Raw genomic sequence first — 18,257 nt, forward strand, 5'->3', positions numbered from 1 at the left:
CCGAGCATGACACGATTGAGCGGATGGGGTGTGGCCACGATACGCGTATTCAAGGATGACGAGCCGGCCGTTGCCGCGCCTGCCGCCGCTGCGTTGCACGCTGCCTGGCCGCAGCAGCATGGCGCCTGGAGCGGCACGGATCCATGGCTGACCTGGCGCAGCAGGACGGAGCGAATCGCGCTGGCATCCTCGCCCGATCGTCTGAAGAAGTTGCTGACGGAACTGCAACCGGGCAATAGCGAAGCGGGCTGCGCCATCGACCTGAGCGAGGCCGTCGGCGTATGGCGACTGGAAGGAGCCGCCCTGCCCGGCGTGCTCGCGCGCCTGGCCGATGTGTCGGCATTGCCGGCGCCGGGCAACGCCACGCGCCTGCGCTGGGCGGACGTGGCCGCGGTGCTCTTCCGTATTTCGGAGTTCGATGCCTTGCTGCTGGCTGACGCCACCCTGGAACCCTATCTCGCCGACTGGTGGGCGTATGCCTGCGATGCCTTGTAGATCGATATGAAACATCCCAACGAACATTACATACTCACTGTCCGCTGCGCCGACCAGTCGGGCATTGTCGCCGCCGTCGCCACGGCTTTGTCCAGCCAGAAGGTCTTCATCACCGAGTCCTCGCACTACGGCGATCCGGACACCGGCCTGTTCTTCATGCGCACGGTGTTCCGTGCCGAGGACGAAGGCTTCGCCGGCATGGATGCGGTCAACGCGGCGCTGCACGCGGTGGCGGGACGCTTCGGCATGACGATCCAGATCACGCCGGAATCGCACGCGATGCGCACCATCATCGCCGTATCAAAGCACGGCCACTGCCTCAATAACCTGCTGCATCAATGGCATTCGGGCGAGCTTCCGATCAATGTCGTCGCGGTGGTGTCCAACCACGAGGAAATGCGCCGGCTGGTGGAATGGTATGGAATTCCCTATGTGCATTTGCCGCTCGAAGGCGGCGACAAGCGCGCGCAGGAAACGCGCATGCTCGACGCCATTCGCGAGTACAAGGCCGAGCTGACGGTGCTGGCGCGCTACATGCAAATCCTTTCCGACGATCTGTGCCGCGCGCTTGAAGGGCGCTGCATCAACATCCACCACTCCTTCCTTCCGAGCTTCAAGGGGGCCCGGCCCTATCACCAGGCGCACGCCCGCGGCGTGAAGGTGATCGGCGCCACGGCACATTATGTGACGCCCGATCTCGACGAAGGCCCGATCATCGAGCAGGAAACCGTACGCGTGGACCACGGTCTGACGCCCGATGAGTTCGTGCGCATCGGCAAGGATATTGAAAACGTCGTGCTGTCGCGTGCAGTTCGCTGGCATGCGCAACGGCGTGTATTGTTGAACGGAGAACGCACTGTCGTTTTCCGGCAAGCCGGCTGAGCGGGTTCCCCGCGACGCATTGTTTTTTATCACACTGGGAGACCCTCTAATGAAACATGAAATTTTCTCGCGCCCGCGCCGCTTCACGCTGCTCGCTGCGCTATGCACCTGCGCCTTTGCATTCAGCCAGCCGGCTGCGGCCGAAAAAGTCGTCAAGATCGGCGTGTCCGGTCCGTACAGCGGCGGCGTGGCTCACCTTGGCAAGGACTTTGAAAACGCGGTCAAGCTCGCAATCGACGAGGCGAACGCCGCAGGCATCAAACTGGGTGGCGAGGAAGTGCGTTTTGTGATGCTCTCCGAGGACGACCAGGCCGACCCGAAGCAGGCTGTCGCAATTGCCAATCGCTTCGTCGATGCGGGCGTCGCCGGCGTTGTCGGTCATCTGAATTCGGGCCCCACCGTAGTCGCTTCCAAGGTCTATAACGCCGCCGGTATTCCGCAGGTTGCACCGGCAGCCACCAATCCGACACTGACCCGCCAGCACTTCAAGACGGTATTCCGCGTGATCGGCGACGACCAGCAGGTGGGCGCAGCCATCGCCCAGTACATGGTAGAAAAGCTCGGCGCGAAGTCGGTTGCGGTAGTCGACGATCGTACCGCGTTCGGACAGGGACTGGCAGACGTGGTGGCAAAAACGGTGACCAAGCTCGGTGGCAAGGTGGCCGCACGCGAATATACCAATGACAAGGCATCCGATTTCCGCCCGATCCTCACGAAGATCAAGAGCAAGGACGTGCAAGCAGTGTTCTACGGCGGCGTCGATGCGCAGGCGGGTCCATTCAAGAAGCAGATGGTGGAGATGGGCATGAAGATCCCGCTGTTCGGCTCCTCGATTTCCAGCGACGCATTCGCGAACCTGGCCGGCAAGGATGCGGCGGAAGGCACCTATTCCGGCGATTCCGGCCAGGCCATCGAGAAAATGCCCGGCGGCCCGGACTTCACGAAGAAGTTCAATGCCAGGTTCGGCAAGGTTGTCATGTACGCACCTTATGGCTATGATGCGACCAACGTATTGATCAACGCCATGAAGGCGGCGGACTCGGCTGATCCGAAGAAGTATCTGCCCCAGATTTACAAGCTCAACTTCAAGGGCGTGACTGGCCAGATCGCATTTGACAGCAAGGGTGACCTGCGCTCGGCGGCAGTTACCATTTCGCAGGTCAAGAACGGCAAGTTCGAACCACTGGAAACCATCTCCAACAAGTGAGGACGACCCATGACGAAAGCGCGCAGCAAAACGGCCGACAACCTGTCGGCTGAAGACTGGATTCTGGCTGCGTGCGCGGCGCTGGTACGTCACGGCGTGGCCGACGTCAAGGTGGATCGTCTGGCGCGTGACCTGAACGTCACGCGCGGCAGTTTCTACTGGCATTTCGCGGACCGCCAGGCCTTGCTCGATGCGCTGCTCAAGCACTGGCGTTCGCAAAACACCGAGCCTTTCCTGCGCGTGATCGGCAAGGACAAGGAGCCGGCACTGCAGCAGCTCGCTCGCTTTACCCGCATCTGGCTCGAGGAGAAGGAATTCGATCCCGATTTCGACAGCGCGGTGCGCGACTGGGCACGCAATGCTCCCGAAGTGGCGCGCGCGGTGCGCTCGGCCGATACGGCGCGCCTGAAGGTGCTCACACGGATTTTTTCGGCGCTGGGCTTCTCGGAAAAGGAAGCGATGATCCGCGCACGCATCACCTATTACCACCAGGTCGGCTACTACACCATGCGGATCACCGAATCCCATGCACGCCGGCGCGAACTGTTTCCCGCCTACTTCGCGGTGCTCGCCGGCCAGGCGCTGCCTGCATAAGACTAATTTTCTGCAGGCACACGTTTCCGTTTACGGAATTTCGTGCATCGCAGGTCCGTTCGTCACGAGCGCCAGCGATTTCTCCCACTGGCAGCTACCTCCGCCAATGCTGCAACGCCGGTCGGGCAGGCGACAGGTCTCGAAGTTTCCGCCACCCGCATTTCGCCAGCCGATGGCCTTCTTGCGGCACACGTCGCGGCACAGCGTCATCGCGTTCTGGTCGCCAACGCCATAGAAAACCTGGGTGCCCTCCTTGCGTCGTACGAGGACCCCGGACTGATGCAGGAGCTTGAGCTTGTGCGAGACGTTGGATTGTTTCGCGTTGATATGTGCCGCGATTTCATTGACCGTGCGCTCCCCATTGCGTAGCGTACTGAGGATTCTCAGGCGCATCGGTTCTGCAAACAGCGCGAAGTAATGCGAAGCCGTTTCCAGCTGTTCGTATTCCGGGATGGGGGTAAATTGAAATGGCATGTCGAGAACCTGTCCTGGGGTGGTCTCCATTCAAGGCAGCGTACCCCGCCGCCCATCGGAAAAAAATGATTTGCATCAAGTTCCGCAGGCGGTGCATCCGTGTCGCTCAGCTGAGAATGCGACGGTTCATGCGCCGCGCCAGCGAGAATACGCCGCCGCCGTTCACCACCTGCCGGTAACCCAGACTGATCAGTTGCTGCCTTGCCGCAGCCGAGCGCGCCCCGCTCTGACAATAGACAATGATCGGTGCCTCCTTGTCTTGTGCGATTTTGTCGATTCCCTGCGCCATGGATGGCAGCGGCAGCGGAATGGCGCCATCGATATGCCCCGCAGCGAATTCCGCCGGCGACCGTACGTCGATCAGCGTCGCCTGCTCCGGCAATTGTTCCGATGCACCGCCGGAAACCATTGAAAACAGCTTGCCCAAAATTCCCATCATGTTCCTTTGCCAAAGATTCAAGGTTCAAGCCGCTCGATACCGAGCGACTTGAGGATGTATTTTTCGTAAATCGGTTCGGAGGTTCCGTTCTTCATCTTGTACATGAAGTACTTTTCGTAGGCGACCTTCGCCACATGCACCCATTTGCCCTTCTTCATCCACGCGACGTTGCGCGGCGGGATCTGCGGCAGTGCAACGAAGGCGACGCCGGTTTCTCCCATGTCGGCAAGACAGATCGCGTTCCAGCTTCCTTTCGCGGTGGCCGGCTGGCCGGCAAGGTCCGCGGCGATGTTGTGCACGATGGCCGTCACCATGGTTTCAATCATGTAGCCGGTCTTGGGCGCGCCGGTCGGCACGGGCGTTGCCTCGACAGGTGGAATGGCGATGCACACGCCGGCGGCGAAAATATTCCGGTACTTCTTGCTGCGCTGGTACTCATCCACCAGCACGAAACCGCGCGGATTGCATAATCCCTCGACGTCCGCGACGGCATCGACGCCACGGAAGGCCGGCAGCATCATGCTGAACTTGAAAGGCAGCTCGTGCTCCTTTTTGACGCCGCCATGTTCATCCAGTTCGGTGACGAACATTTTTCCCGGCTCGACGCGCGTCACCTTCGCATTCGTGATCCATTTGATATCGTTCTGCCGCAATTCGCTTTCAAGCATCGATTTCGAGTCGCCCACGCCGCCCAGGCCAAGATGCCCGATATACGGTTCGCTGGTGACAAAGGTCATCGGCACCTTGCTGCGCAGTTTCCGGCGGCGCAGGTCGGCATTGAAGATGAATGAGAATTCGTAGGCCGGACCGAAACAGGATGCGCCAGGCATCGCCCCGATGATCGCGGGTCCGGGTTCCTTCAGGAATTGCTGGTAGTCGGCGAAAGCCTGCTCGGCATGATCCAGGGCGCAGATCGAATGGGTATTGGCCGCCGGCCCCGCACCCGGCACCTCGTCGAATGCCAGCTTGGGTCCCGTCGTGATGACCAGGTAGTCGTAATCAAGCCGGCTGCCATCGGCCAGCACCAATGCGTTGTTGGCCGCATCAATGATCGTGACCGGCTGCGCAATGAAGGCAATGTCGCGCTTTTCGAGATAGGGCCGGATCGGAAAACTGATCGTCTTGCGGTCCCGCCAGCCAACACTCAGCCAGGGATTCGATGGCACAAACTGAAAGTAATCGACGGCATTGACCACCGTGATACGGTGGCTGCGGTCCAGCATGTTGCGAAGCTCGTGGGCGGCGGGCATGCCGCCGATTCCCGCACCAAGAATTACGATATGAGCCATGGTTCTCTCCGAGTGTCATGTCTTGTGTCGAAATCGCCCAAGCGGAAATCTCTGTCAGGCCGCTTTGATGTATTATGTGACTACTTAAGTAAATACGCAATCATGCATTTTAACAAGATCTGCCTTGCGCCACGCGCGCAGTGATGAAGGATGTACGATGAAAGGATTACCGAGAGAAACCACGAGGCAGGTCGCCGCGTACTTTCAGGTGCTGTCGGTGCCGGCCCGGCTGTGCATCCTCAACCTGCTCCGTCAAGGCGAACGCAATGTCGGAGAACTCGCGGAGTTATGCGATTACACCTCTTCCAATATCTCCCAGCACCTGGCAATTTTGAGCAAGCACGGGCTGGTCGCGCGCCGGGGCCACGGTACGATCGCGTACTACCGGATCGCCGACGAATCCGTCTATGCATTGTGCGACCTCGTCCGCCGGCGCTTCGCGGGCTGATACTGCGCGGCTGCCTGATCGATCAAGGAGAATGATGACTAGCCTGGTTCTGGGCCTGATTGTCGGGGTGATCCTGGCCTTGACCGGCGCAGGAGGCGGCATTCTTGCCGTGCCGCTACTGATGTTCGGTGCCCATCTCGGCGTCGCCGATGCGGGACCGATCGGGCTTCTCGCCGTCGGACTGGCTGCCGCCCTGGGAGCGGCGCTTGGACTCAAGACGGGAACCGTTCGTTATAGGGCAGCGCTCCTGATGGCTGGATTCGGCATTGTGTTTTCCCCGCCTGGCCTCTGGCTGGCGCGCCATATCGACAATCGCTGGCTTGCTGTCCTGTTTGCCATCGTCATGCTGCTCGTTGCAGTCCGCACCTTCCGGCAGGCCGGCGCATCGCCATCCTCGCAACAGCGGAACCCGGAACTTGTGCCCCCATGCGTGCGACATCAAGCCAGCGGGCGCTTCATATGGACCTCTCACTGCGCGAGATCGCTCGCGCTTTCCGGCGCCCTTGCCGGTCTCCTATCGGGATTGCTTGGAGTGGGCGGCGGCTTCGTCATGGTCCCCGCGCTGCAACGCTACACCGACCTCGACATGAAATCCGTCGTAACGACTTCGCTGGCTGTCATCGCGCTCGTATCGGCCATGGGGGTGATCTCGAGCGCGATCGCAGGTCATGTGAACTGGAACGTGGCGCTCCCCTTCTCTGTCGGTGGCCTTGCCGGCATGTTCGCCGGCAGGCTGGCTGCAAATCGGCTGGCGGGATCGCAGATGCAGAAAGCCTTTGCCTTCGTATCCGCGATCGTTGCACTTGGCATGATCGCCAAAGCCGTCTTCTGATATCAGACCGGCGCGGCGTCCTCCCTCTTGGCCGGACTGGCATGCCTGCGTTGCATCAGGCGCAGCGCGCGATGCGCGGCGCGTCTTACCGCGCAATCGATTGCGTAATACATGTCTTCCTGCACTTCACGAATCACGACTTCCGGTTGGCCTGCCATGGTGACGTTGAGCTGACATACCTTGTCACGTCCCCCGCCGGGGCCGTTGAGATCGCCCAGGCGCACGACGATGCGCACAACATGGCTGCGCGCACGGGCAAAGGCCGCATGCAAGCTTTGTTGCAAGTGTTCATACAGCGACGGGGTCAGAGAATATTCCGGGCCCAGCATTTGCACATTCATGTGCGTCTCCTTTGATCATTCTCGCAACTTGTAGTGTTGCGTATTATTGTTGGTTGAAAAACCTGGTAAAAGCTGAACAGTATTCCGGGTAAACCGAAGCAAATCATTCAAGCGATGCTCTTGCTTCAGCTTTGTGTGGTCGCCGCGGCTGGGTGGTTCCATCCGCATGGTTCGGTTCGAAGGACACGATTCTCGTTTCCTCGGTAAAGGGAGTCAAGATAATGAATCGCATGAAAGGCATCACCATCATTCAGTTAATGATTTTGCTGTTCATCGTCGGAATTGTTGGCGCAGTGGTCGTCAGGCTTCTGATCGACAAACGTTGCGAAGCCAGTGGCCCGGAAAAGCTTTGCATGGATAGAAACGCGGCCCGGAAGAAGTAAGCATTCTTGCATTGCATTTCTCGTGAATCGTCCCCGCCGGCAAATAGCGCATAGCTCATCGTCCGGCTTTCCGCTCCCCGATCTCGATCGCACGCAAGGTAGCCTGCGCCGCTTCCCGCCACGGCCCACCTAATGCAGCGGCTCTTTCCGCCGCTGCGCGTGCTTCCTTGTACTCGTGAAGTTCGGCCAGCACAGATGCCAGATTATTGAAGGCCGGCGCGCTATCCGGATGTTCTTGTGCGGCAGCCCTGAATGCCGCGGCTGCGGCTTGACGATCGCCTATGGCGTACGCGGTGTTGCCGTACCCCATTTGCAGAGCGAGATTGTGCGGCCAGCGCTTCAATGCGGCGCTATAAGCCTTGCGAGCCAATACAGCGTCACCGTTCTTTTCGAATGCCACGGTCGCTGCAACGACGGCCTGCTCGTCCGCAGTCGCCGGCAATCGGCCGGGCGGCAGCACCACCATGCCCCAATAGCCGCTGCGCGCCCAGGTATGCTCGAAGGTGGACAAGGGCATGATCTCGCGCTCGGTCGTGCCTGATCGCAAGACGATATCAGCACTGTTCAGGTCATATCCGATCGCTACCGCGTAATGCCAGAGCGGGAACCAGGGCAGGCTCAGGTTCTGCAAGACGATGACCGGATTGCCGGCAGCAAGCTCCGTGAGCAAGGCTTCGACGGTGGGAGGCACGGTCACGCTGAGCGCGCCATTGCGTCTTGCCGCCGCCAGCATTTCGGGCTGCAGGCTGCCTTCGCGCTGCGGCACATACACCTGAGGCACCAGCGCGTCCGGTGTCGCCGAAATCCCCGCCGCATTGAGCGACATCGCCAAAGCGGCCGGCCCGCACTGGTAGCGTTCCTGCGGGAAGAAAGGTGTGGAGACCAGCTCGACTTTCGGCGGCAGCCGGGTGGTTGACGCGGATTGCAGAAGCGATCGCGTCTGCGTCGCACAACCACTCAGCAACACAAGCACCATCAGCATTCCCGGCACAAGCTCGCGCCAGGAACGCTTCATGTGAACCGGCATTTACCGCCTGGAGCGGGTGAACGGGAATACCTTGGTCAGGCCGAGAATATCCGTGACGAGCAGCACGACGAAGATCAGGACCAGCGCACCGACCACATCACCGCCGGCGGGCAGCGTGTCGATCTGGTTCGCCAGCGTGGCTGCTTCCGCATCGGTCAGCGCGGCGACACGGGCCTGCGCGTCACTCTTGTTGACGCCCATTTTTTCAAGTTGTGCCATCACTTCGGGACGATCGAGCGCTGCAGCGATGCGCTCCTTGTTCTGCTGGGCCGCATTCGCAGCGAGCACTTGGTCGGTGCCGATCATCGCCGCTTGCACGGTCTGGGTAAACCCGACAAACGTGAATGCGCTCAGCAGCATCCAGACAAACGCGCGCTTCAATTTCTGGATCATGATTTCCTCTTTTTCGTATAGCGACTAATGCCGATGGAATAAACAACACCAACCAAAGGTTGGACCCCTTTGAAACGCCGGAAGTGTAGCACCTTGCTTTTTATGTTAACCATGAAGAAACATCTGTTAACAAATTCGATATCTCCGGAAATATCAATATTGAAATACAGCAAAAGCTTGCTGGTTTGTAATCAACATAACAAGACGCATGACTCGGCCATCAGGGCCAAGGCATCGGGTTCATGTCGATATACTGAGTGGCCGCCCTGTTGCCGGCAGATCCGTCGTCCAAACTTCCGTCGCCCAGCTTGGGCCCGGCCAACCGTCCAATTTCCCGCCGCGACTCATTGAAGTCCGACGAGAGCAAAGGAGATTCCGGATTGGGCCAGTGCGCGATCGCCCATCGGGTGAAGTCCTCGAATCGCTGAATCAGTTCCGCTGCATATTTGTCGCACTCTTGCTTGCTTGCCATGTTTCGTCCTTCCTCATTGACTGTGCAGGGCAATCAATTATTTGTCCTTGAGCTTGGCGGGGTCGGGCCTGATTTCCTCAAGCTTCGGCAATTCGTCCGGCGAAATGCCGGATGGCAAACCGATGTCGTCGATGCCGATAGGATTGTCCTTGGTGCGCGCAACTTGCGGATCCGGCTTCCCAAGCTCGTCTGGCTCGCGTTGCGAATTGCCCATATGGCCTCCAAATAAAAATTAGACGAAAAGCCAACAGGATGGTTCGTCGCCGGCGCTCCGCGACGCGCCCGGCAATTGCGCAAAGAACTATCTCCGTGCGCCATCATCATATGCTTACGCTGACGACAATGAGGAGAATCGCATGGCATCAGAACCCAGGCACTTCATGGATGAGCAGGATATCGGCAGCGGTGAGAAGTCGCCCGCGCAGACGGAACTGGAGCGCGAGCAGCGCTCGATCAATCCTGATGCGGAAAGCCATCCGAATGGTGGAAAGAAGGGGCATGAACCGAACGGAACGAGTGTCGAAGGGCATCCGGGCGATCCGCAAGCCGCAGCGACCGATACGCCTGCGACTGGGCGGGTGCTGCAAAGCGGAGAACATCTTGCACGCATTCTTGCGCTACCGCTACCCGACGGCAACTATGAGGCACAAGTGTATGTCCGCCTGACGCGCGAACCGGAGATCGCCGAGACCTATATTCCGGCAGGAACATTTCCCACGGAAGCGCAGGCGTGGACTGCCGCCGAGGAGAGAGCAAAGCGTGCGTTCAACGAGCATGAATTCTAGAAACAATCTTTCCTCGCATCCATTTCGATCCTGACGATCGCCACGGCGAAGACGTCTCTGCGTGGCGTGCTGCTGATCCTCTACAATAGAAGCCCGTCAACAGTCCACGCCGCGCCCGCAATGATCGCTTTCAACCATGCTCGATTTGTCTGCAATATCGCTCTTGTCCTCGCGCTGATCGGCGCGCTATCGGCCTGCCAATCCAATAAAGGCGTACACGAGGAAGCGGTGAAAACTGCCCTCCTGTCCGACGCCGGCGTCACCGTCTACGCCGCCGGCGACATTGCCGATTGCCGCAACCGCAAACCTGAGGATAGCGGCGCCGCCAAGACCGCAGCGCTCATCATTCCCGGATTGGCGCGCGATGAACACGCGGCTGTACTCGCCCTGGGCGACAATACCTATCCGGTCGGGCTGCTCAGCGAATTCACCAATTGCTACGAACCGACATGGGGACAGTTCAAGCAACGCACTTTTCCCGCTCCGGGCAACCATGAGTACTACACACCGAACGCCGTGGGCTATTACAGCTATTTCGGCACAGCGGCCGGTCCGACACGCAATGGTTATTACAGCACCGACATCGGCAGCTGGCATGTCATCTCGCTCAACAGTTATCTGAAGCCGGAGCAGCACAAGGCGCAGATGGAATGGCTGAAATCCGACCTGGAAAAGAACAAGGCGCGTTGCACGCTGGCCTACTGGCATCACCCGCTGTTCAGCTCGGGAGGCCACGGAAACAATGTCCAGATGACAGAAGCCTGGCGCATGCTCCAAGCCGCCGGTGCGGATCTGGTGCTGTCCGCGCATGATCATGACTATGAACGCTTCGCTCCCCAGAATGCCGACGGGCAGCAGGACGACAAGCGCGGAATGCGCGAGTTTGTCGTCGGCACTGGTGGTGCCAAGCTCACGCCCTTGCGCTTTCGCAGGTTCCACAGCGAAGTCAGCAATAACTCCTCGCATGGCGTGCTCAAGCTGGTACTGAAGAATCAGGGTTATGAATGGGAATTCCTGCCGGTTGACAAAGATGGCTTCACCGATCGCGGCGCTGCCTTATGTCATTAAGCTGTGGCCGTTAAGAGACGAACGCCTTGGCGAATTGCCTGTCATACAAGTCAACTCTTCGTGAATGCGGTGACAACGAATTTCTGATCCCGAAGTTCATAGGGAAGTCGACATGACGATGAATGCCAAGCCAACGGAATCGCTGCGCCTGTTCTTCGCGCTCTGGCCCGACGACGCCACGCGCACCGCGCTCATGCAATTGCAGACATCGCTGCGCGGGCGCCTGATTCCCTATCCCAATATTCACCTGACGCTGGCATTTCTGGGGCAACAGCCCATGACGATTCTTCCGGCGGCGAAGAAGATCATCACGCATCTGCGCGCTCCGTCGTCAACGCTGATCCTCGACCGGGTCGGCTATTTTCCGCGCAATCGCATTGCCTGGATCGGCACGCATACGACGCCGGAAGCCCTGATCTCACTCTCGCAGGAATTGGCACTCGCGCTGAACGAGCATGACATTTCGTGCGACATGCGCCAGTCGTTCAAGCCGCACATTACGCTCGCGCGCGACGCATCGCCGCCGCCCGATTTTGCGTTTACGCCAATCGAGTGGCATGCAGGTCAGATCGCATTAGTGCAGTCGGTAACAAGGCCGGAGGGTTCGGTGTACGAGGTGCTTGCATCGCGCTCGCTGGACGAGGCATGCTGGGTGCCCGATGAAAGTGGCGACGAGATGAGCAGGCAGCCGGCTTCGTAACAAGCCCCGTCGCTTAGGGAGCGTACGGAGGCGCGACATCCTCCGCCAGCCGACGCAAGACCTGCGCCGCAGCGGTCAGGCCGAAGCTCGCTGTCACCACCATGGCCGAGCCGAATCCCGCGCAATTCAATCCGGTCACTCCCGCCTTGTCGTCTTCGTCGACAGCGCATGCTTCGCCGGTCTCCGGAAAACGCAAAGGCTCGGTCGAAAATACCGCATCGATTCCGAACTTGTTTTTTGCGCCGCGCGGGAAGCCGTGCTGCGCACGCAGACGCTTGCGCACCTTGGCCAGCAAAGGTTCCTGCTCGGTGCGAGAGAGATCGCGGATTTCAATTCTGGTCGGATCGATCTGCCCGCCCGCGCCCCCGATCGTGATCAGACGGATTTCCTTGGCACGGCAGTAGGCGATCAATGCGGTCTTCGCCTTGACGCTGTCGATGGCGTCGATGACATAGTCATAAGCATGCGAGCCGATCATCTGATCGAGATTATCCGGAGTAATGAAATCCTCGATCTCGGTCACTTCGCAATACGGATTGATTTGCGCGATACGTTCGGCCAGTGCGGTGACCTTGGCCTTGCCCAGCGTATCGCTCAATGCGTGGATCTGACGATTGACATTCGACTCGGCGACATTATCGAGGTCGATCATCGTGATGTGCCCGATTGCGCTGCGCGCCAGCGCCTCGACGATCCAGGAACCGACACCGCCGACGCCTACGACACAGACATGTGCGTCGCGAAAACGCGACAGTGCTGCCTCGCCATACAAACGTGCAATGCCTCCGAAACGACGTTCGAAATCGATGTCGCCCCGAGAGGAATCAAGAGGTGGATTAAGCGAAATAATTGCGTTCATTTCGCCATTTTAACGGACGGCAACGCACTATATTTTCCTCTAGAATGTTTTTTGTGGATTTGTGGCCTCCAGGCCTGTATCGTTGATCTGTGTTTCCCTCCGCGCCACTGCTGCAACTTATTCTTGTGTCATTGACCGCGCATGCCGCGCTGGCCGGTGCCCGCATCACGACCTCTCTGTATGCGCTGTCCTTGCACGCCTCGGAATTCACCGTAGGCATTTTGATCGCACTGTTCTCGCTCTTCCCGATGTTGTTCGCGGTGCAGGTGGGCCGCCTGATCGACCGTGTCGGCATCATCAAGCCGATGCTCGCCGGATGCATTGCCATCGGCATCGGTTGCGCGCTGCCAAGCGTGATCAGCGGCTTGCCGATCCTGTATCTTGCAACAGTGCTCATCGGCACCGGATTTATGGCGGTGCAAGTCGCATCCCAGCACACCGTCGGTGAAATCAGCACGGCGGAAGAACGTGCATCCAACTTCAGCTGGCTCGCGCTGGGTTTTTCGATTTCCGGATTCTGCGGTCCGGTACTTGCCGGACTGATCATCGATCACGCCCGCTACAGCACCGCCTACACGGCATTCTGCGGCGTTGCGCTGGGTGCGCTGGCCCTGATCGCCCTTGGGCGGCTGCGGCAACTTCCGTTCCATTCACACAAGGAAGATCTTCCGTCGGGCAGCGCGCTGGATTTGCTGCGCAATACCGAAATGCGCCACATCTACCTGGTAGGCACGCTGCTTTCTTCGGCATGGGATCTGTTCACCTTCGTGCTGCCTATCCAGGGTGCGCGCTCCGGCTTCAGCGCATCGACCATCGGCCTGATCCTCGGCTGCTTTTCCGCCGCCACCTTCATGGTGCGCCTTGCGATGCCGTGGATTTCGCGTCGGCTGTCGGAATGGCAGATACTGGCTTCGGCCTTGATGCTGGCCGCGCTCTGCTACGCCTTGTTCCCGCTGATGCGCCAACCTCTCGCGCTGATGGCGGTGGCCGCGGTTCTCGGCATGGCGGTGGGTTCCAGCCAGCCGAACATGCTGGCCTTGTTGCACCATACCGCGCCCGCCGGTCGCGCCGCGGAAGCCGTCGGCGTGCGGGTGACGATCGGCAATGCCAGCCAGGTTTTCCTGCCGCTGATGTTCGGTGGCGCCGGGCTGGCGATCGGATTACCGGCGGTATTCTGGAGCATGGGCGCCATGATCGGCGCCGGCGTTCCGCTCGCATGGCGCAAGAGCGCCGCCCGCCCGCAGTCCGTTTATCGCGAATAAGCGGTCTGTCAGCCCTGTTTTCCTTTCCAATTCGATAAAATTGATGCAAGACAAGGCATATTGCCGGGGATAGGCTATGTTGGAGAGAATGGCGTAATTGTGCGTGTCGTGTCGACCTGCCCCCAGTCACATGCCGCCCGATTCCACTCCGGACATGGCCATTGGTGTTGAACACAGCAAACAGGAAAGAAGATGTCGATAGCAGATCTACGAAAAGACTACAGCCGCGCCAGCCTGTCGGAAGCGGAAGCCCTCCCCAACCCCATCGAGCAATTCTCGAAATGGTTCAATGAGGCGATTGCCGCCCAGGTGCCGGAAGCCAACGCGATGTGCGTCTCGACCGTCGGAAAAAACGGCAGACCGTCCTCGCGCATTCTTCTGATCAAGGAATTCGACCAGCGCGGTTTCACGTTTTTCACGAATTACGGCAGTCGCAAGGGACATGAGTTAACGCAAAACCAATATGGCGCATTGCTGTTTTACTGGATCGAACTGGAGCGGCAGGTTCGCATCGAGGGCCGCGTCGAGCGTATATCCGATGAGGAAAACGATGCGTACTTTCACAGCCGTCCATTGAAAAGCCGCCTGGGTGCCATTGCGTCCGCGCAGAGCAACCCGATCGACAGCCGCGAAGCGCTGGAAGAAAAAGTCACCCAGGTCGAACAACAGTATGGAGATCATCCGTCCCGGCCCGCGCATTGGGGCGGATTCAGGCTGGTACCGGATTACATCGAGTTCTGGCAGGGCCGCCCGTCGCGCCTGCATGATCGGATCGCGTATACCCTGCAGGAAGACGGAAGCTGGCAAAGGCAAAGGCTGCAGCCGTAGTATTTTAAATCGCAGCGCCCCGGACTCGCACCACTCGATCAATCCGTCATCACGGAGGGCACATCGTGTTTTGGGAAAAGAAACTGGGAAGCTGGGTAGACAGTATCCGCAGCGAATCCGCTTTGCCGTTGCGGCTGGTGCTATGGAACGGGCAGCAGCTCGACTTCGGCGCACAATCCCCCTCCATGGTGACGGTCAAGGTGCCGCATATTTCGGCACTGAGCTATCTGCTGACGCCGTCGCTGTTCAACCTCGGCAAAGCCTATGTCGAAGGCAAGATCGAGGTGGAAGGCCGCGCCAAGGAAATCATTTCGGTCGGCAGCGCGCTCGCCGCGCGCGCTCTGAAACCCCAAGGCAAGTTCGCCCGCGTGGTGCGGTCCTTGCACCACACCAAGAAGAAAGACGAAGACGCGATCCGTTATCACTATGACGTTTCCAACGACTTCTATACCAAGTGGCTGGACGATAATCTGGTCTATTCCTGCGCCTACTTCGAAAACGGCGACGAAGACCTGACAACCGCGCAGCTGAAGAAGATCGATCACATCCTGACCAAGATCCAGGTGCGTCCCGGCCATGCACTGCTCGACATCGGTTGCGGCTGGGGTGCGCTCGTGATCCGCGCGGCGCAGAAATTCGGTGCGAAATGCGTCGGCATCACCTTGTCGCGGAACCAGTGCGACCTCGCGCGCGAAAGAGTCAAGCGTGCGGGGCTTTCCGACCGTGTGGAAATTCGCATTCAGGACTATCGCGATGTGAGCGGAATATACGACCGCATCACCAGCGTCGGCATGTTCGAGCATGTCGGCGCCAAGCATTTGCCGGAGTACTTCGACAAGATTTGTTCATTGCTGGCAGACGGTGGCATCGTGATGAATCACGGGATCACCACGACCGATCCGAAGAACGGGGCAACGGCATACGGCGGCGGCGACTTCATCGAACAGTATGTTTTCCCCTATGGGGAGCTGGAACACATCGGCACCGTGCTGACGACGATGCAGGAAGGCGGGCTGGAAATCTATGACGTGGAAAACCTGCGCCGCCACTACGCCCGGACCTGCGGCATCTGGGCCGACAATTACGAGACGCATGCGGAAGACATCAAGCCCCTGGTGGACGACAAGCGCTTTCGCATCTGGCGCGTCTATCTGGCCGGATGCGCGTACGCCTTTGCACAGGATTGGGTGTCGCTCTATCAGGTGGTCTGCACCAAGGCGGGCCGCGAACCCTCCTTGCTTCCATGGTCGCGCCGGTACATGTACCTCCACTGACGCGTGATCACCGGGCGTCCGTTGTGCCCTGGTCGAGCTGGATTTTCGCCGCGTACTCGCGCAGCTTGTCGATCCCGGGTTCCTTGCGCGGCCAGGTCAGATCCACGCCGTCATCCTGAAATCGTGGCAGCACGTGCAAATGCAGATGTGGCACCGTTTGCCAGCCGGCCGGTCGGTTGGCCTGCAGGATCGTGACACCATCCGGTTGAAAAGCCTGCTGCACCGCCTTCGCAATTCTGCATGCGGCGCGCATCATGGCCGCAGCTGATTCCTCATCCGCATCCATCAGGGTTTCATAGGGCTTCTTCGTCGCCACCAGCACATGCCCGGGATTCACCTGGCCCGCATCCATGAATGCGTATACTAACTCGTCCTCGTACACCTTCACGCTCGGGATCTCGCCGCGGATGATTTTCGAAAATACGGTGGTCACTTCCCTTCCCTCTCGTTCGCATGGTCGGTCGCATTGATCTTGTCGGCAAAAATCTTTCTGAACTTGGCGACTTTGGGCGCCACGATAAATGCGCAGTAGCCTTGCAAGGGATGCTGACGGAAATAATTCTGGTGATAATCCTCCGCCTTGTAATATTCCTGTGCAGGACTGAGTTCGGTCACGATTGGCGCATCCCACACGCTTGCCATGCAGGCGATCACCTGCTTCGCGGTTTCCTGCTGTTCGGGCGTGTGGTAGAAGATGACGGAGCGATATTGCGTGCCGATGTCATTGCCTTGCCGGTTCGGCGTCGTGGGATCGTGGATGGTGAAGAAAATCTCAAGGATCTCGCGATAGCTGACGACCGCCGGATCGAATTCCACGCGGATGACTTCGGCATGGCCGGTTGAGCCGTCACACACTTGCTCATACGTCGGGTTGGGCACCCTGCCGCCCGCATAACCCGACTCCACATGCTGCACGCCCTTCAGTTCCTGATAGACGGCTTCGAGACACCAGAAGCATCCCCCACCGAGTGTTGCGATTTCAGTAGCCATCGTTGTTCCCGTTCGTTATGACATGACTTTAGCGCAAACCGCGGGCGATGCATAACCGATTCGAACAAAGCATGGCGTCTTCTCATTGCGTGCATCGCCATGTATTTCAAGTTACACCCTTTGAGAGCCGTGTATCGCGCTGGTGTATCATTTTTGCTACTTTGTTATCAAGCCGATAAAACCTCCTGTTGCAGGCACACTCTCTTGTCGACACGCTCAAGCCGGCATCAGGAGGATGCGAAATCGCCTTTAGAAGAAAATATCCGATCAGCTTTCATGCTCGCTGTGCGCGCGGCACCGCACATAGCCGAGAATGGCTTGCCCGCCATAAAAACTTCTTTTTCGGCATAATGAGCAAAATTTCCTGGATTTTCAGATGTCTAATCAGTCTTCAAGCGCGGGCCCACCGGAATTCGAAACCCTCCAGTTTCGGGAAGCCCTGTCTCAATTTGCTACAGGCGTAACAATCATTACCACCTGTCTGCCCGATGGTAGCTTCCTCGGATTAACCGCCAGCTCCTTCAACTCGGTTTCACTCGATCCGCCGCTCGTACTCTGGAGTTTGTCGCAAGGCGCAAGCAGCCTGCCGGTATTCACGGGAAATTCCCATTACGTCATCAATGTGCTTGCAGGCGATCAGGCAAGCCTCGCGGAGCGTTTTGCCATGCGCATCGACAATCGTTTCGAAGGTGTCGAGTTCGACTTGTCGCGCACCGGCTTGCCGATCCTGAAAGGGGTTGCAGCCTGGTTCGAATGCCACAACCGCAGCCGCTACCCGGAAGGCGATCACGTCATTTTCGTCGGCGAGGTCGAACGCTGCGATGTGTCGCCCAAGCCCGCGCTGGTTTTCCATGACGGGAAATTCGTAGCAACCAAACCGATCACAGCATAAGGAGCCGGAGGCATCTGCCACCGGGATTTCTCTTTACATCAGGACTCTACAATGACCTCAAAAGCGACCAAAGCCGCGTTCCACTGGGACGACCCGCTGCTGCTGGACCAGCAACTGACGAATGAAGAGCGCATGGTGCGCGACGCGGCAAATGCCTACTGTCAGCAACGCCTGCAGCCCCGCGTGCTGGAAGCCTTCCGCAATGAAAAAACCGATCCCGCCATCTTCCGCGAAATGGGCGCGCTCGGCCTGCTCGGCCCGACCATCCCGGAACAATACGGCGGCCCCGGCCTGAACTACGTCAGCTACGGCCTGATCGCGCG

Annotated in this window: 26 protein-coding genes; 15 read left to right on the forward strand and 11 right to left on the reverse strand. The window is 59.0% G+C overall.

All coding sequences use genetic code 11. The features are described from left to right. Positions 1 to 6: 6 nt before the first annotated feature. The 4 genes from VJ651_RS00325 to VJ651_RS00340 are packed head-to-tail and all read left to right on the forward strand — an operon-like array spanning position 7 to position 3,178. Positions 7 to 495 carry a hypothetical protein gene (locus VJ651_RS00325; protein ID WP_324105508.1) on the forward strand — a complete coding sequence of 163 codons (489 nt, stop codon included), beginning with the start codon at positions 7 to 9 and terminating at the stop codon, positions 493 to 495. Between the two features lie 6 nt (positions 496 to 501). Beyond that, entirely contained in the window at positions 502 to 1,377 is an 876-nt protein-coding gene (gene purU, locus VJ651_RS00330; RefSeq protein ID WP_324105509.1) for a formyltetrahydrofolate deformylase, read from the forward strand. A gap of 49 nt (positions 1,378 to 1,426) precedes the next feature. Beyond that, positions 1,427 to 2,584, forward strand: coding sequence for a branched-chain amino acid ABC transporter substrate-binding protein (locus tag VJ651_RS00335; RefSeq protein ID WP_324105510.1), 1,158 nt, complete (start codon positions 1,427 to 1,429; stop codon positions 2,582 to 2,584). Positions 2,585 to 2,593: 9 nt separating this feature from the next. Further along, the gene (locus VJ651_RS00340) at positions 2,594 to 3,178 is read left to right on the forward strand and encodes a TetR/AcrR family transcriptional regulator (protein ID WP_324105511.1); all 585 of its coding nucleotides are present in this window, start codon (positions 2,594 to 2,596) and stop codon (positions 3,176 to 3,178) included. A gap of 30 nt (positions 3,179 to 3,208) precedes the next feature. Here the strand turns inward: VJ651_RS00340 and VJ651_RS00345 are convergent, their stop codons facing one another. The 3 genes from VJ651_RS00345 to VJ651_RS00355 form a co-directional block, all read right to left on the reverse strand. Next, complete coding sequence (locus tag VJ651_RS00345) at positions 3,209 to 3,652, reverse strand: metalloregulator ArsR/SmtB family transcription factor (protein WP_324105512.1); 444 nt, start codon at positions 3,650 to 3,652, stop codon at positions 3,209 to 3,211. Positions 3,653 to 3,758: 106 nt separating this feature from the next. Beyond that, entirely contained in the window at positions 3,759 to 4,091 is a 333-nt protein-coding gene (locus VJ651_RS00350) for a rhodanese-like domain-containing protein (RefSeq protein WP_324105513.1), read from the reverse strand. 17 nt (positions 4,092 to 4,108) lie between these two features. Further along, complete coding sequence (locus VJ651_RS00355) at positions 4,109 to 5,380, reverse strand: NAD(P)/FAD-dependent oxidoreductase (protein WP_324105514.1); 1,272 nt, start codon at positions 5,378 to 5,380, stop codon at positions 4,109 to 4,111. A gap of 157 nt (positions 5,381 to 5,537) precedes the next feature. On the opposite strand from VJ651_RS00355, the gene VJ651_RS00360 reads away from it, so the two are divergent. Then, entirely contained in the window at positions 5,538 to 5,828 is a 291-nt protein-coding gene (locus VJ651_RS00360) for a metalloregulator ArsR/SmtB family transcription factor (protein ID WP_324105515.1), read from the forward strand. Between the two features lie 31 nt (positions 5,829 to 5,859). Further along, entirely contained in the window at positions 5,860 to 6,660 is an 801-nt protein-coding gene (locus VJ651_RS00365) for a sulfite exporter TauE/SafE family protein (protein WP_324105516.1), read from the forward strand. Positions 6,661 to 6,662: 2 nt separating this feature from the next. Here the strand turns inward: VJ651_RS00365 and VJ651_RS00370 are convergent, their stop codons facing one another. After that, on the reverse strand, positions 6,663 to 7,001 hold the full coding sequence (locus tag VJ651_RS00370; protein ID WP_324105517.1) for an HPF/RaiA family ribosome-associated protein: 339 nt from the start codon (positions 6,999 to 7,001) through the stop codon (positions 6,663 to 6,665). A 221-nt stretch (positions 7,002 to 7,222) separates the two neighbouring features. Between VJ651_RS00370 and VJ651_RS00375 the strand changes: the two genes are divergently transcribed. After that, complete coding sequence (locus VJ651_RS00375) at positions 7,223 to 7,384, forward strand: hypothetical protein (RefSeq protein WP_324105518.1); 162 nt, start codon at positions 7,223 to 7,225, stop codon at positions 7,382 to 7,384. A 55-nt stretch (positions 7,385 to 7,439) separates the two neighbouring features. Here VJ651_RS00375 and VJ651_RS00380 read toward each other — a convergent pair whose 3' ends face one another. From VJ651_RS00380 to VJ651_RS00395, 4 genes are all read right to left on the reverse strand, one after another. Then, entirely contained in the window at positions 7,440 to 8,399 is a 960-nt protein-coding gene (locus VJ651_RS00380; protein WP_324105519.1) for a PA2778 family cysteine peptidase, read from the reverse strand. Between the two features lie 12 nt (positions 8,400 to 8,411). Beyond that, a complete protein-coding gene (locus VJ651_RS00385) occupies positions 8,412 to 8,804 on the reverse strand; it encodes a PA2779 family protein (protein WP_324105520.1) in 393 nt (130 codons plus the stop codon). A gap of 220 nt (positions 8,805 to 9,024) precedes the next feature. Continuing rightward, a complete protein-coding gene (locus tag VJ651_RS00390; protein WP_324105521.1) occupies positions 9,025 to 9,276 on the reverse strand; it encodes a hypothetical protein in 252 nt (83 codons plus the stop codon). Positions 9,277 to 9,313: 37 nt separating this feature from the next. Beyond that, a complete protein-coding gene (locus VJ651_RS00395; RefSeq protein WP_324105522.1) occupies positions 9,314 to 9,490 on the reverse strand; it encodes a hypothetical protein in 177 nt (58 codons plus the stop codon). A gap of 142 nt (positions 9,491 to 9,632) precedes the next feature. Here VJ651_RS00395 and VJ651_RS00400 point away from each other — a divergent pair, with 142 nt between their 5' ends. The 3 genes from VJ651_RS00400 to thpR all read left to right on the forward strand — a co-directional run bounded on the left by VJ651_RS00400 (position 9,633) and on the right by thpR (position 11,829). Continuing rightward, positions 9,633 to 10,061 carry a hypothetical protein gene (locus tag VJ651_RS00400; protein ID WP_324105523.1) on the forward strand — a complete coding sequence of 143 codons (429 nt, stop codon included), beginning with the start codon at positions 9,633 to 9,635 and terminating at the stop codon, positions 10,059 to 10,061. A 228-nt stretch (positions 10,062 to 10,289) separates the two neighbouring features. Then, positions 10,290 to 11,129 carry a metallophosphoesterase family protein gene (locus tag VJ651_RS00405; RefSeq protein ID WP_324105524.1) on the forward strand — a complete coding sequence of 280 codons (840 nt, stop codon included), beginning with the start codon at positions 10,290 to 10,292 and terminating at the stop codon, positions 11,127 to 11,129. Positions 11,130 to 11,241: 112 nt separating this feature from the next. Continuing rightward, complete coding sequence (gene thpR / locus VJ651_RS00410) at positions 11,242 to 11,829, forward strand: RNA 2',3'-cyclic phosphodiesterase (protein WP_324105525.1); 588 nt, start codon at positions 11,242 to 11,244, stop codon at positions 11,827 to 11,829. Between the two features lie 13 nt (positions 11,830 to 11,842). Here thpR and tcdA read toward each other — a convergent pair whose 3' ends face one another. Further along, positions 11,843 to 12,688, reverse strand: coding sequence for a tRNA cyclic N6-threonylcarbamoyladenosine(37) synthase TcdA (gene tcdA, locus VJ651_RS00415; RefSeq protein WP_324105526.1), 846 nt, complete (start codon positions 12,686 to 12,688; stop codon positions 11,843 to 11,845). A gap of 125 nt (positions 12,689 to 12,813) precedes the next feature. Between tcdA and VJ651_RS00420 the strand changes: the two genes are divergently transcribed. The 3 genes from VJ651_RS00420 (at position 12,814) to VJ651_RS00430 (ending at position 16,052) form a co-directional block, all read left to right on the forward strand. Beyond that, on the forward strand, positions 12,814 to 13,950 hold the full coding sequence (locus tag VJ651_RS00420; RefSeq protein ID WP_324105527.1) for an MFS transporter: 1,137 nt from the start codon (positions 12,814 to 12,816) through the stop codon (positions 13,948 to 13,950). Positions 13,951 to 14,142: 192 nt separating this feature from the next. Next, complete coding sequence (pdxH, locus tag VJ651_RS00425) at positions 14,143 to 14,778, forward strand: pyridoxamine 5'-phosphate oxidase (protein WP_324105528.1); 636 nt, start codon at positions 14,143 to 14,145, stop codon at positions 14,776 to 14,778. 65 nt (positions 14,779 to 14,843) lie between these two features. Next, positions 14,844 to 16,052 carry a cyclopropane-fatty-acyl-phospholipid synthase family protein gene (locus tag VJ651_RS00430; protein ID WP_324105529.1) on the forward strand — a complete coding sequence of 403 codons (1,209 nt, stop codon included), beginning with the start codon at positions 14,844 to 14,846 and terminating at the stop codon, positions 16,050 to 16,052. A gap of 7 nt (positions 16,053 to 16,059) precedes the next feature. On the opposite strand, the gene VJ651_RS00435 is transcribed toward VJ651_RS00430, so the two are convergent. Next, a complete protein-coding gene (locus VJ651_RS00435) occupies positions 16,060 to 16,485 on the reverse strand; it encodes an HIT family protein (protein ID WP_324105530.1) in 426 nt (141 codons plus the stop codon). Next, a complete protein-coding gene (gene msrA / locus VJ651_RS00440) occupies positions 16,482 to 17,042 on the reverse strand; it encodes a peptide-methionine (S)-S-oxide reductase MsrA (protein WP_324105531.1) in 561 nt (186 codons plus the stop codon). Before msrA ends, VJ651_RS00435 begins: the two co-directional genes overlap by 4 nt. A gap of 376 nt (positions 17,043 to 17,418) precedes the next feature. Here msrA and VJ651_RS00445 point away from each other — a divergent pair, with 376 nt between their 5' ends. Further along, positions 17,419 to 17,934, forward strand: coding sequence for a flavin reductase family protein (locus tag VJ651_RS00445; protein ID WP_324105532.1), 516 nt, complete (start codon positions 17,419 to 17,421; stop codon positions 17,932 to 17,934). 51 nt (positions 17,935 to 17,985) lie between these two features. Continuing rightward, positions 17,986 to 18,257 (forward strand): acyl-CoA dehydrogenase family protein (locus VJ651_RS00450; protein WP_324105533.1); only part of this gene is annotated, 272 nt, incomplete at its 3' end.

It is taken from the genome of Noviherbaspirillum sp. (assembly GCF_035254865.1).
GTDB lineage: Bacteria > Pseudomonadota > Gammaproteobacteria > Burkholderiales > Burkholderiaceae_D > Noviherbaspirillum.